Origin of the sequence: Pseudobutyrivibrio sp., from assembly GCF_015057185.1 — a bacterium.
GTDB lineage: Bacteria > Bacillota > Clostridia > Lachnospirales > Lachnospiraceae > Pseudobutyrivibrio.
Map to the genome: position 1 here is coordinate 56,918 of NZ_SVEV01000011.1, position 13,491 is coordinate 70,408.

General features: G+C 39.0%; 11 protein-coding genes and 1 tRNA gene. 11 read left to right on the plus strand and 1 reads right to left on the minus strand.

Annotated features, from left to right (window positions below):
• Window positions 1-808: 808 nt before the first annotated feature.
• Window positions 809-880: transfer RNA gene (locus E7276_RS06020), tRNA-Glu, on the minus strand.
• 248 nt (window positions 881-1,128) lie between these two features.
• Here E7276_RS06020 and E7276_RS06025 point away from each other — a divergent pair.
• The 11 genes from E7276_RS06025 (at window position 1,129) to E7276_RS06075 (ending at window position 13,488) form a co-directional block, all read left to right on the plus strand.
• Window positions 1,129-2,268: a glucose-1-phosphate adenylyltransferase gene (locus tag E7276_RS06025; protein WP_294214986.1), complete on the plus strand. Its 1,140-nt coding sequence runs from the start codon at window positions 1,129-1,131 to the stop codon at window positions 2,266-2,268.
• 1 nt (window position 2,269) lies between these two features.
• Window positions 2,270-3,388, plus strand: a complete 1,119-nt coding sequence (gene glgD / locus E7276_RS06030) for a glucose-1-phosphate adenylyltransferase subunit GlgD (RefSeq protein ID WP_294214990.1) — start codon at window positions 2,270-2,272, stop codon at window positions 3,386-3,388.
• Window positions 3,389-3,492: 104 nt separating this feature from the next.
• Window positions 3,493-3,669 carry a DUF4250 domain-containing protein gene (locus E7276_RS06035; RefSeq protein WP_294214993.1) on the plus strand — a complete coding sequence of 59 codons (177 nt, stop codon included), beginning with the start codon at window positions 3,493-3,495 and terminating at the stop codon, window positions 3,667-3,669.
• Between the two features lie 2 nt (window positions 3,670-3,671).
• Window positions 3,672-4,853 carry a CapA family protein gene (locus E7276_RS06040; RefSeq protein ID WP_294214995.1) on the plus strand — a complete coding sequence of 394 codons (1,182 nt, stop codon included), beginning with the start codon at window positions 3,672-3,674 and terminating at the stop codon, window positions 4,851-4,853.
• Between the two features lie 158 nt (window positions 4,854-5,011).
• Window positions 5,012-5,995 (plus strand): phosphate acetyltransferase, encoded by a 984-nt coding sequence (pta, locus tag E7276_RS06045; RefSeq protein WP_294214997.1) that lies wholly within the window; start codon window positions 5,012-5,014, stop codon window positions 5,993-5,995.
• Between the two features lie 150 nt (window positions 5,996-6,145).
• Window positions 6,146-7,912, plus strand: a complete 1,767-nt coding sequence (gene recJ / locus E7276_RS06050) for a single-stranded-DNA-specific exonuclease RecJ (RefSeq protein WP_294215000.1) — start codon at window positions 6,146-6,148, stop codon at window positions 7,910-7,912.
• A gap of 89 nt (window positions 7,913-8,001) precedes the next feature.
• On the plus strand, window positions 8,002-8,946 hold the full coding sequence (locus E7276_RS06055) for an alpha/beta fold hydrolase (protein WP_294215002.1): 945 nt from the start codon (window positions 8,002-8,004) through the stop codon (window positions 8,944-8,946).
• A 15-nt stretch (window positions 8,947-8,961) separates the two neighbouring features.
• The gene (locus E7276_RS06060) at window positions 8,962-10,005 is read left to right on the plus strand and encodes a DUF6709 family protein (protein ID WP_294215005.1); all 1,044 of its coding nucleotides are present in this window, start codon (window positions 8,962-8,964) and stop codon (window positions 10,003-10,005) included.
• Window positions 10,006-10,008: 3 nt separating this feature from the next.
• Window positions 10,009-10,752 (plus strand): class I SAM-dependent DNA methyltransferase, encoded by a 744-nt coding sequence (locus E7276_RS06065; protein ID WP_294215008.1) that lies wholly within the window; start codon window positions 10,009-10,011, stop codon window positions 10,750-10,752.
• Window positions 10,749-11,618: an Hsp33 family molecular chaperone HslO gene (gene hslO / locus E7276_RS06070; protein WP_294215012.1), complete on the plus strand. Its 870-nt coding sequence runs from the start codon at window positions 10,749-10,751 to the stop codon at window positions 11,616-11,618. Before E7276_RS06065 ends, hslO begins: the two co-directional genes overlap by 4 nt.
• A gap of 130 nt (window positions 11,619-11,748) precedes the next feature.
• The gene (locus E7276_RS06075; RefSeq protein ID WP_294215015.1) at window positions 11,749-13,488 is read left to right on the plus strand and encodes a L,D-transpeptidase family protein; all 1,740 of its coding nucleotides are present in this window, start codon (window positions 11,749-11,751) and stop codon (window positions 13,486-13,488) included.
• Window positions 13,489-13,491 lie beyond the last annotated feature (3 nt).

Here is a 13,491-nt window from a genome sequence, read left to right on the forward strand (position 1 = left end):
GAGCGTTTTTTATTGCTTGCCATTTTGGTATATTGCCCACTCGGACCCCGCGTTCCACCATGGCCGCCACCCCTGCCCCCTGTAGACAAACACTTCACAAGAATATTTTGTTTTCCTAATATGCAAAGACTCGCATCTTTTATTAGCATGTGTCTTTCTCATGTCTGTGACTTCTTGTGGGCTGCTTTATGAAAAGCCCACAAGAACCTGGCTTTGCCAGGCAATATTTTCTTTCAGAAAATATTGGTCTATGTCCGGTTCATGATTTTCTGATGAAAATCATGGACCTGTACAATTTTGAAAAAAGTATTTTATGGGCGGACATCAAAAACTATATTTAGTACAACTCAGGCTCAGGGGGAATTGGGTGATTTGGGAGTGCGCTTAGAAAATTAAAAGCAGGATTATCAATATATTGGCATGCGCCGCTAGGACGGCGGCGCAAGTGCGACACGCGACACGATGTCGTATAAAGCACGGTGCCAATATATGATAATCCTGCTTTTTAAATTTTCTTAGCAAACGTACTATGAACCCGATTCCCCCTTGAGACCTGAGTTGTACCAATTAAAATAAACTAATATATCCGCCCAGTAAAAATACATTTTTCAAAATAGTTCATCCATAGAAAGACACATGCGGGATGCTCCCTTTTGCATATTGGAAAACTAAAAATATTCGTGAAATTGTGTTTGTCTACAGGGGGGGCAGGGGTGGCGGCCATGGCTGGAAGTGGGGCCCGAGTGGGCAGGAAAATTAGAGGGCAAGCAATAAAAAAAGCACCACAGAAAACTGTGATGCTTAAGAGCAGTTCCTAGCGGAATCGAACCGCTGTTTTCGCCGTGAGAGGGCGACGTCTTAACCGCTTGACCAAGGAACCATGTGCTGTCTTGCCTCAGCGACGAGATAAATAATACTATGGCTAGACAGTTTCGTCAAGGGGATTTTTAAATTTTTTTTGGAAATTTGTATTTATTTCCATTTTGCACAAAATGTCTATTAATCTAAAACGTTTACGTTGACATTATAGCAGAAGTGTCGCAGAAAGTATTTTGTTTCGTTGCGGTTTTTAAGTAGAACATTTAGAATGAAAATAGGTATTTATTTATGTAAAAGGGAGGGATGTTTATGGCTCAAACTAACATGCTAGCTATGATTCTGGCTGGTGGGCGAGGAAGTCGTCTACATGAGCTAACTAGTAAGGTGGCTAAGCCAGCAGTTTACTATGGAGGAAAGTATCGAATAATTGATTTTCCGTTAAGTAATTGCGCCAATTCGGGCATTGATATAGTGGGAGTGCTTACACAGTATGAATCTGTACTGCTTAACAGTTATGTTGCAGCAGGTGGTCGTTGGGGTCTTGATACCAAAGACAGTGGTGTCTTTGTTCTTACACCTAGAGAGAAGGCTGACTCAGGTCTAGATGTCTACCGCGGAACAGCGGATGCAATTTCTCAGAATATCGATTTTATTGATTCCTATGATCCGGAATATTTGCTTGTTTTATCAGGCGATCATATTTACAAAATGAATTATGATAAGATGCTCAGCTTCCATAAAGAAAATGGTGCTGACGCTACTATTGCAGTTCGTAGTGTACCGATGAAAGAGGCTAGTCGTTTTGGAATTATGAATACAGACGATACTCGCCGAATTATCGAATTCGAAGAAAAACCAGAAAAGCCAAAGAGTAATCTTGCATCTATGGGTATCTATATTTTCAATTGGAAGACAATGAGAAAGATGCTTATCGAAGATATGAAGAATCCTGATTCTTCACATGACTTTGGTAATGATATCATTCCGATTATGTTGGATGAGAAAAAGAAGCTCTATGCTTATGAGTTCTCAGGATATTGGAAGGATGTAGGAACAATTGATTCTCTCTGGGAGGCAAATATGGACCTTCTAGATGGAGATAATGAGCTAAATTTGGATGATACTTCTTGGAAGATTTATACAGAGGATAGTGGTATTGTGCCACAGTATATCGCTTCATCTGCAAAAATTGATTGTGCTTATATTAATCAGGGCGCAGCAGTTGGTGGAGAAGTTTCTAGATCTGTTGTATTTACTAATTGTAAAATCGCACCAGGTGCAAAGGTAATCGATTCTGTTTTGATGCCGGGAGCTACTGTGTTAGAAGGAGCTACGGTTACTAGAGCAATTGTTGCAGCCAATGTTCGCATTGGCAAAAATGCAAAGGTTGGTGATAAAAAGAGCGAGGAAATCCTTCTCGTGTCAAAGAATGTAAAGGGGGAGGATTAGTATGGCAAATAAGGCTTTTGGCGTAATTAATTCTGCGGCTAATAATATACGAGTTGAAGGTCTTCATGATTATAGACCTATAGGCGCATTTTCCTTCTTAGGAAGATTTAGAGTTATCGATTTTCCGATTTCGAACTTTAGCAATAGCGGAATGGATAGGATTCACGTTTATCTAAATAGTAGACCACGTTCCATAGTTGAGCATATTGGCTCTGGACGTCATTACAATATTAATTCTAAGCGTGGTAGCATCCAAATGATGTTTACCCAGAATAATGGACATAGTTCAATTTATAATACTGATATTAATGCATATTTGGAGAATATCGAACAAATTGAGCGTATGCCTCAGGATTATGTGGTGATTGCACCAAGCTATATGGTGTACAAACAAGATTTTCAATTGCTGCTTGATACTCACGTGGACAGTGGTGCTGATATTACATTGCTTTATCATAAGGTTGATCAGGCAAAGGAATACTATCGTGGCTGCAATATTGTTACTCTTAATAAACAAAAGGGTGTAGAGAGTGTTCAGAGAAATATGGGCACTGCAAAAGATAGAAATATTAGCATGGACACATATGTAATGTCCAAGGAAGTATTTATTTACTTGATTAATAAGGCAAAGAGAGATTCATCAGCATACTCACTGGCAGATATGATTGGAATTGCTTGCAAGGAAATGGATGTAAGAGGATATCAGCATAAAGGATATTTTGCAGCAATCACTAGCCTAGATGATTATTATCGTGCAAATATGGAGTTGCTTGATTATGCTACTGCAATGGATTTCTTCAAAGCAGAGTGGCCATTCTATACAAAGACAACTGATGCTTGTCCTACTCAATATTATCATGGAGCAAAGGTTACTAATTCTATGATTTGTAATGCAGGCTTGATTGAGGGTACTGTTGAGAATTCGATTATCGGTCGTAATGTCCACATCGGCAAAGGTGCAGTTGTTAGGAACTCTATTATTTTATCGTACGCGGATATTGGAGAAGGAACATACATCGAAAATGCCGTTATTGATAAATGGGTAAAGGTTAAGAAAATAAATAAAATAGTGTCTGAATCAGTTACACCAGCTTATATTAAGCGCAACGACGTACTGTAGATTCATAATACAAAGCCCAGGTCATTAGACTTGGGCTTTTGATATATGTGGGGATAAATGTTATCATAACAACTGTAAATTGATTAATAGATAGGCGGTAAGAAATGAAATTCCCAAAGGACCCTGTAATGCTACTTTCAGCGGTAAATACAGCATTACGTGATTATTACAGTAGTTTTGAAGCATTGGTGGAGGATAATGAAGTAGATGGAGATGAGATAATTGCAAAGCTTGCAAGCATTGATTATCACTATGATCCAACTATGAATAAGTTTAGATAATTATGAAAAAGTTTATTGCAACGTTATTTAAAACAATTGCTATATTGGTTTTGGTGGCAGCAGTAGCATGGTATGCATTTGCTGAGGATGGACCATTTAATGCTCAGGCTAGAGAGTTTGCAAAGGAACATAACATACATGAAAATCTGGCATGGCTAATAGGTGAGGATGAGGTCCAAGAGAGCACCGAGGAGACGACCGAGGCTACAACAGAAGATAAACAAGTGGACGTAACAGCCGAGGAAGAACCGGCAGACATGACCACAAATATTGTTTTTACAGGTGATGTGGAAATTAGTGAATATGTTCAGGCTAATTATGATGCATCTGGAGTTGGTGGAGTTGTTAGCCCAGAGGTTAATAGCCTTTTGAATGACGCTGATATCGCCATGATTAATAATGAGTTTTGCTTTTCCACTAGAGGACAGCAGGCTCCTGATAAGCAGTATACCTTCAGAGTTAATCCAAGCTATGCTCAGCTACTTACAGATATGGGTGTAGATATAGCAGGTCTTGCTAACAATCATGTTTTGGATTATGGTCAGGATGCTCTTACAGATACATTTACTACTTTGTCTGATGCTGGCATTGAATATACAGGAGCAGGTAATAGCCTAGAGGAAGCTAGCAAACTTATCATAAAAACAGATGATGCTGGCCGTACATATGGCTTCTTGGCAGCTAGCCATGTTATCCCGGTTGGCAGCTGGAATGTTGTAAATTCTCAGCCAGGTGAATTCTGCTTCTACGACGAGACAGATTTGTTAAATGCCATTTCTGAGGCCGATAGTCAGGTTGACTATCTGTTTGTTATGGTGCACTGGGGAGTAGAGCATACCACCGAATTAGAAGATTATCAGGTTAATGATGGTCATAAAATGATAGATGCTGGGGCAGATGCAGTAATCGGAATGCATAGCCATTGTTTGCAGCCAATAGAGTATTACAATGGCAAGCCTATTTTTTATAGTCTTGGCAATTTTATATTTAACCAATCAATCAAATCAGGCTGCGGTGGTGCAGTTGAGTTCTCCATTGATGAAAATGATGCAATCAGCTACCGCATAGTGCCGATTACAGCAACTAATGCCTGCACCGCTATTGACTCCACTGGGTATAGCTATATGGAGAGCATTTCAGACAATGTTGCGGTGGATGAAAATGGTTATATTAGCGAGAAATAATTGACAAAATATTAACGAAAATACAAAAAAGTACAAAATCAAAAACAATGCTTAAAACCACTTTTTTTTCATAAAAAAGTAGTAAAATAACATTTGGTTTTATATAACTAACAATACTATTTTAGTTTTATTTAAAGAAAGAAAAGAGGAAATTAAAAATGGCAGGATTTGGTGCATTAATTGACATCCTTAAAAAGGATCCAAAGAAAATCGTTTTCACAGAGGGTACAGACCCACGTATTATCGAGGCTTCTAGCCGTCTTTTAGGTTCTGATTTCCTTCAGCCAATTCTCATTGGTAAGGAAGAAGAGGTTAAGGCAGCTGCTGAGGATGCAGGTTTTAACATCCGCGGAGCAGTTATCATTGATCCAGAGAACTACGATAGATTTGACGAGATGTGCGAGCTCTTCTGCGAACTTAGAAAGTCTAAGGGCGTTACAATGGAGCAGGCAAAGGCTACATGTTCTTCAGCTAACTACTTCGGTACTATGCTTGTAAAGATGGGCGTTGCTGATGCACTTCTTGGTGGTGCTACATACTCAACAGCTGATACTGTTCGTCCAGCACTTCAGGTTATCAAGACAAAGCCAGGCAACAGCATTGTATCTTCTTGCTTCATCATGGTTCGTAACTCAGCTACAGGTGATAGAGAAGTTCTTGCTATGGGTGATTGCGCTATCAACATCAAGCCAAACGCTGATGAGATCGCTGAAATCGCTGGTGAAACAGCTGAATGTGCTAAGATTTTTGGTATTGATCCAAAGATTGCTATGCTTTCTTACTCAACACTTGGCTCTGGAAAGGGTGAGGATGTTGACAAGATGCGTGAAGCTACAGCAAAGGCAAAGGAAAAGTATCCTAACCTTGAAATCGAAGGCGAGCTTCAGTTTGATGCTGCAGTATCTCCACGTGTTGCAAAGACAAAGTGCCCAGGCTCTACAGTAGCTGGACATGCAAATACATTCATCTTCCCAGATATCAATGCTGGTAACATTGGTTACAAGATTGCACAGCGCCTTGGTGGATTTGATGCTTACGGCCCAATCCTTCTTGGACTTAACGCACCAATTAATGATCTTTCTCGTGGATGCAATGCACAGGAAGTATACTCAATGGCTATTATAACAGCCGCTCTCGCATAAAAAGCAGAGGGGAGGGCCCCATTTATGGGAGTTGCCCCTCTGCCACAGCAGGCCCATTGCCGAAGGCAATTTGCATGGGCCTTGCTTTCCAGATAGTATATTTTAACCTTCCCCGAGAGGGGGAGGTTATTTTTTTAACGGAGAATTGTTATGAGTAAATGGATTTTACAACGTAAGTCAGCAGATTATGCAGGACTTAGCAAAAGGCTTGGAGTTGATCCGGTAATTATACGCCTTATGGTAAATCGTGGACTAACTACATATGAAGAAATGGAAGAATATTTACATCCTACATTGAATAATCTTCCTGATCCTCATTTATTTGCCAACATGGAAGAAGCCTGTGGCCTTCTTATGGATGCAATTGACGAAGGAGTCAAAATTCGTGTAGTAGGTGACTATGATGTTGATGGTATTATGTCAACCTATATTCTTACTAGCGCTATCAGAGAAGTTGGTGGCGATGTGGATTATGCTGTGCCACATAGAATGGTTGATGGATATGGTATCAATCCGGATATGGTACAGAATGCTTTTGATGAGGGCGTTAGATTCATTATTACCTGCGACAATGGTATTGCAGCAGGACCTGCTGTAGATTTGGCTAAAGAGCTTGGCATGACTTTTGTTGTTACAGACCATCATGAGGTGCCTTTTGAGGTTTCTGAGGATGGAATGCAAACAATTCAAAATTTGCCAAATGCCGATGCGGTTGTGGATCCAAAAAGAAATGATTGTCAGTATCCCTTCAAGGGTATCTGTGGAGCTCAGGTTGCATGGAAGCTTGTTGATGTTCTATTTGAATATGTTGGCCTGGAAAAAGAAATGGCTGACAAGTATTTGCAGTATGCAAGCATAGCTACTGTATGTGATGTAATGGAGCTCAAGGGTGAAAATCGTGCCACAGTTTATCATGGAATAAAGGCAATCGAGGCTACAGACAATATTGGGCTTAGTGCATTGTTGGCTAGAACAGAATTAAAAGGAAAACCTTTAAACTGTTATCATTTAGGATTTGTAATTGGTCCATGCCTTAATGCTAGTGGCAGACTAGACACTGCCTCCAAGGCAATTGAGCTTTTGTTTGAAGAAGATTCTGCAAAAGCCCTGGCAATGGCAAATGAGCTTGTAGAATTAAATTCTCAGAGAAAAAACATGACTCAAATTGGGTTGGATAAAGCAAAAGAGATGATTGAGACTAGTGGGCTCAAGAAGCAACGAGTTCTTGTTGTTTATATTCCTGAGCTTCATGAGAGCTTAGCGGGAATTGTAGCAGGAAGAATTAGAGAGATTTACAACAAGCCAGTAATTGTCATAACTGATGCAGAAGAGGGAGCTAAGGGCAGTGGACGTTCTATTCCGGCATATAACATGTTTGAGGAGCTATCGGCGGTAAAGGATATCTTTACAAAATTCGGTGGACACCCAATGGCTGCCGGTCTTTCTTTACCAAGTGAGAAAATAGATGAGCTCCGTCAGCGTTTAAATGACAACTGTACTCTCACAGAAGATGACATGCAGGAAATAATAAAGATAGATTGTGACATGCCTCTTTCTTATGTGACGGAAGGGCTGGTGGAAAGCATCGATATGCTAGCGCCATTTGGTACAGGAAACACCAAGCCTTTGTTTGCTTTGAAAAATATTCCTATAAAGAATGCAACTCACATGGGAAAAGATGGTAAATTCCTTAGACTTACAGTCCTTAAAGAAAATGGTCAGCCAATGACAGGGCTTATGTTTAGAGGTGTAGAAGAGTTTGAAACAGCAATCGAAGCAAAATATGGAGCAGAACAACTACAGCGGGTGTTCTCTGGTATTGAAAACAATGTGAAAATGGATATTGTTTACGAACCTTCTATCAATGAATTTAGAGGAAATCGTTCTCTACAGATTATGATTGAGAATTTTAAATAGCCGTTGGTTCATTTATTGAATGTGTCCCATAAATCATATAAAATCAAATATGATTATGTAAAAAACAAAATTGGAGAAATGGTGTTATTATGGTGCAGAAAGAATTTTATAATTTTAACTCTAAAGATGGACAGTCAACTATTCACTGCATAAAATGGCTTCCTGATTCAGAACCCAAAGCCGTTTTGCAATTAGTGCACGGAATGGTTGAATATATAGAAAGATATGATGAATTTGCTACATATATTGCCGAAAAAGGTTATGTGGTAGTTGGCCATGATCATATTGGACACGGTCACTCTGTAGCTAGCGATGAGGAATTAGGAATAATGGTAGGTGCACATCCTGCTGACATAATGGTAGAGGATGTTTATACTCACTACACGCTCACAAAAAAGAAGTATCCTAACATTCCTTACTTTATTTTAGGACATTCAATGGGATCTTATGTACTTAGACAGTTTTTGTCTACGAAAACTGTGTACTTAGATGATTTGACTGGTGCGGTAATTATGGGTACAGGCCAAGAAAAACCTATTACTTACAAGGGTGGACTTTTTGTTGTAAAGCTAATGTCTTTATTCAAAGGCAAAAACTATCGAAGCACAATGGTTCGTGACATTACCTATAGTGCCCCATACAAGCAATATGATTGCTACGGCAAGGATTATGCTAATTCATGGTTATCCAAAAACATTAAGGATGTAGAAAAATATTATCACGATAAATATTGTACCTTCACCTTTTCCCTTAATGCCTACAAGGGACTTGTTGAGGCTCTGGGATGTGCTTGCTCAAAGGATTGTGTTACTAATATGAGAAAGAGCTTACCAATGTTTTTTGTTTCTGGAGATGCAGACCCAGTTGGCAATATGGGAGTGGGTACAAAAGCTGCAGCAGATATGTACATAAAAGCAGGCATGAAGGATGTTACCCTAAAACTATATCCAGGGGATAGACACGAGATTTTACATGAAATAGATAGGGAACAGGTCTTTGAAGATATTTATAATTGGCTTGAGTCTCATCGTTAATTAGTGGGAGAGAATATGGATTCACTGGAGCATTTAATTACAAGGTCGATTAAGACATATTACAAAAATAGGCTTTTTGCTCCTATCATATTTTTAGTTATTGAGTTGGTATTAATTTTTGTGTTTCCAATTGGTCACATGCTAGCTCCTAGAACATACAGCGAAGAAAACGTTAGTTTATATGAACTGTATAATTCAAAGGAGACCTATGCAAAATTCCAATTAAAGAATTTGTACTTTACTGGATATACCAACAAATGGCTAGACCAGACCAGAGGCTACTATTATTACACAATGATTAACTCTGAGTGTGTTGTTGTGCTGCTGGATCCTGATACCTGTGAACAGGGGTCTCCTACAATAGAGGAGCTTACTGTAAAGGGCAAAATTATTTACGATTCTCATGCTGCTAGAACTTTACTTACTAATTTGGCAAATGATTTAAATTGGAATGAAGATGGAATTCTTTCCACTGTTTCTACATATACAATATCTGAGCCAGATGCCACAGGATTTTCCTCAGAAGCATTTGAATTCTTTTTCTGGCTCTTTGGTTTTTATAGCGTTGGATGTATAATTGTTTTCTCTTTGTACATAGCCTTCCCAGTGCTTTCATTGCCTGTTCAAAAAACTAGAGCATACGGCAAACCATCAGAGATATTGGCCGAGGCAGAAGAAGAGCTTGCCACCCTACCACAGTTGGCGACTGAGGATATGTTCATTACAGAGCATTATTTTATAGAAACTAGTAGCTATGGTGTTGCTATAGTTCCCATTGATGCTATAATTTGGATTTACAAGTATTCGACTATGCACAAATTTTTATGGCATCATTTTTCCATCACTTATACACTCTACATTACTGCAGGCAAGAGACATTACATCAAGTGCCCAAAGAACATAAAGAGTGATATTGATGGTATTATGGATTACCTTGCAGAGGCCAACCATGATATTCTGGTGGGATTCTCTGAGGAAAACAGACTAAAGGTCGAAGAAATTCAAAACGATTTTGATATTATTAGAAAGATAACTGGCTTTTTATCTAAGAGGGTTTAGCAGATGGAAGCTTATACAGGCTTTGCAGCAGTGTATGATAGGTATATGGATAATATACCTTATGACGCGTGGGCTGTGAATATAAAGAATTTATTTGAAAAATATAATATGCCCATGGAAATCGTATGTGATTTGGGCTGTGGTACAGGTCAGATGACTCGCCGCCTCAAATCATTTGGGTACGATATGATTGGCATAGATTTATCTTATGACATGCTAATGGAGGCTATGGGAAGTGAGGATTCCGAGGGAATCCTTTATCTATGTCAGGACATGCGTGACTTTGAGCTCTATGGTACAGTAGGTGCGATTGTCAGTGTATGTGATAGCATGAATTATCTGAGAGATACAGATGAATTGTTGCAGGTATGCAAGCTTGCAAATAATTATTTAGACCCAAAGGGGTTATTTATTTTTGATGTTAAAACTGAACATTATTTTGAAAGCGTTGGCACTAGCACCATTGCGGAAAATAGAGACGAGGGCAGCTTCATATGGGAAAATGAATATGATTCTGAAACTAGAGACAATGCTTATTATTTAACGATTTATGAGGAAAATGAAGAGGGGACCTTCGATAGATATGATGAAGAGCATCTCCAACATGCCTTCAAAATTGACGAGATAAAAGAAGCGATAGTTTCAAGTGGACTTGAGCTTTTAGATATATTAGATGTGGCAACAATGTCAGAGCCTACAATAAACAGTGATAGATTATATTTTATAGCAAGAGAGGTAATTAAATGAGCGACTATATAGTTAGAGCAACAGCGGCAAATGATGCAATTAGAGCATTTGCTATTACTAGTAGAGAGATGGTTGAAGAGGCCAGAACTCGTCACAATACATCCCCAATCGTAACAGCGGCCCTTGGTAGAATGCTTTCAGCAGGTTCTATGATGGGAGTTATGCTAAAGGGAGAGGATGATTTGGTTACTCTTCAAATCCAGGGCACTGGTCCAATGAAGGGAATTACAGTTACTTCTAACAGCAAGGGCGAGGTAAAGGGATTTCCAAATGTAGCTGTAGTAGATTTGCCACCTAAGAATGGCAAGCTTGATGTAGGTGGAGCAATCGACCTTGGTATTATGCGAGTAATCAAGGATATGGGACTTAAAGAGCCATATGTTGGAACTGTTGAGCTCCAGACTGGTGAGATAGCAGAGGATTTGACATATTATTACGCTGTGTCTGAACAGATTCCATCAACAGTTGGTCTTGGTGTTCTTATGAACAAAGACAACACTGTAAATGTAGCTGGTGGCTTCATTGTCCAGCTTATGCCTTTCACACCAGAAGAAGTTATTGCTCAAATTGAGGAGAATCTTAAGACTCTTCCTTCTGTTACAGATATGCTTTCTAGTGGAAAGACACCAGAAGAAATGCTTGAAACTGTTCTTGCAGGACTTGATGTTCAGATAATGGAAACATATCCTGCATGCTATAAATGTGATTGCTCAAGAGAACGAGTAATCAAGAGCCTTGCTTCTTTAGGTAAAGAAGATATGGATGATATTATCGCAGATGGAAAGCCTGTTGAGGTTAAATGTCAGTTCTGTAATGAAGCATATGAGTTCACTTTAGATGAGCTTAAAAGCTTCAGGAGAAATTAGTCAGTCAATTTTCTATCGATTGCGTCAAATTAATAGTAGGTTTTTTATAAAAGTTTAGAAGATTTTATGCTGATTTTTCCTGTAAACTAATCTACGGAGTATCTATGTATTATGTAAAAGGAAAAATAAAATGAGTAACAAAAAAAAGAATAAATCTCATGAAATTTTTATTAGCCGTGATGCCTTATTAAAGGGAGGCATTATTGTCGGTGTTTTATTATTAGTTTATCTTGCAGGTAGCCTTTTCTTTAGAAACCATTTCTATATTCGCAGTACAGTAAATGGTGTTGGGGCTTCCTTTAAGTCAGCAGAAGGCACTTATGACAAAATTATTAACAGTGCCGATCATTACACTATTTCATTTGTTGATGATGAAGGGAATGTGGTTAATGAGGTTAGCTCTGGTGATTTGGGCGTTGGAGTTAACTATGATGTTAGTCAGGTTCAGGACATTCTTGATACTCAGACAGGATTTAACTGGGTAGGTAGACTTTTTGTTCCTGCTGAGTACTACACAGCAACTGGCAACTCATATGATTCTGCAAAGGTTACAGCAGTTGCAGCTAGTCTTGATTTTAGCAATCACAAATCATCAAAGGAATCTGAGGATGCTTATATTGAGTTTGATGGTTCTGAGTTCGTTATCGTAGATGAAGTTTACGGTGACAGAATTGACCAGGAGGGCGTTGAGGAAGCAATCATCGATGCCGTTGAGAACCTTAAAACTGTTATTAATATTTCAGACGGTACATGCTACAACAAACCAGATGTTTTAGCCACTGATGATGACATTAACAAAGCAGTTGAAACTCTCAATAATTATATGACCACAGCTATTCACTACGATTTAGGTGAAGGTTATACTGAGGAGATTCCTACAGAGACAAAGGCTGGATGGTTTACTTGGGACGATGATTTCAATGTTTCATTTAACAGAGATGCTATTGGTGAGTATGTAAACTCTATGGGTGACAAATATAACACCTACGGCAAAGCCAAAGAATTTACAACTACCTCAGGCGAGACTATTTCTGTTCCATGTGGTTCATTTGGATGGAAGATAGCCTATGATGGTGAAATTGATCAAATCATCGCTGACTTAACAGCTGGTGAGGATGTTACTAGAGATTTCACATATCTTTACAGAGGAACAAGTCATGGCGAGCATGATTATGGTAACTCTTATGTAGAGGTTAATCTTTCAGAACAGCATGTATATGTTTATAAGGATGGGGAGCTTGTAGTTGAATCTGATTGTGTTTCTGGAAATATTTCAGCAAATCACGGTACACATACAGGCGTTTACCCAATAGCATATAAGCAAAAGGATGCTACATTACGTGGTGACAATTATGAATCACATGTAGCTTACTGGATGCCATTCAATATGGGTGAGGGATTACATGATGCAACATGGCGTTCTAGCTTTGGCGGATCTATTTACAAAACTAGCGGTAGCCACGGTTGTGTAAACTTACCTAAATCTAAGGCAGCTGAGATTTATGATGTAGTTGAGGCTGGTTGGCCAGTTCTCGTATTCTATACTGGCGATACAGAGCAAGAAAATTATTTGATTCTTAATCCACAGATTAAGGTTTCACAGCTTATCGCAGAGATTGAGACAGTAACACTTGAATCTGAGACACAGATTGTTTCTGCTAGAATTCAGTACGATGCACTTTCAGACGAGCAAAAGGCTCAGGTTACAAACTATCAGGATCTTGTTAATGCAGAGCTTCAGCTTCAGATGTTAAAGGAGCAGGCCGGAATAGCTACACCAGAGACTACTGATGGAACTACAGAAGGTACCACAGATGGTACAACAGATGGTACAACAGAGGTCACACCAGATTATTCAGTAACACAGTAATAT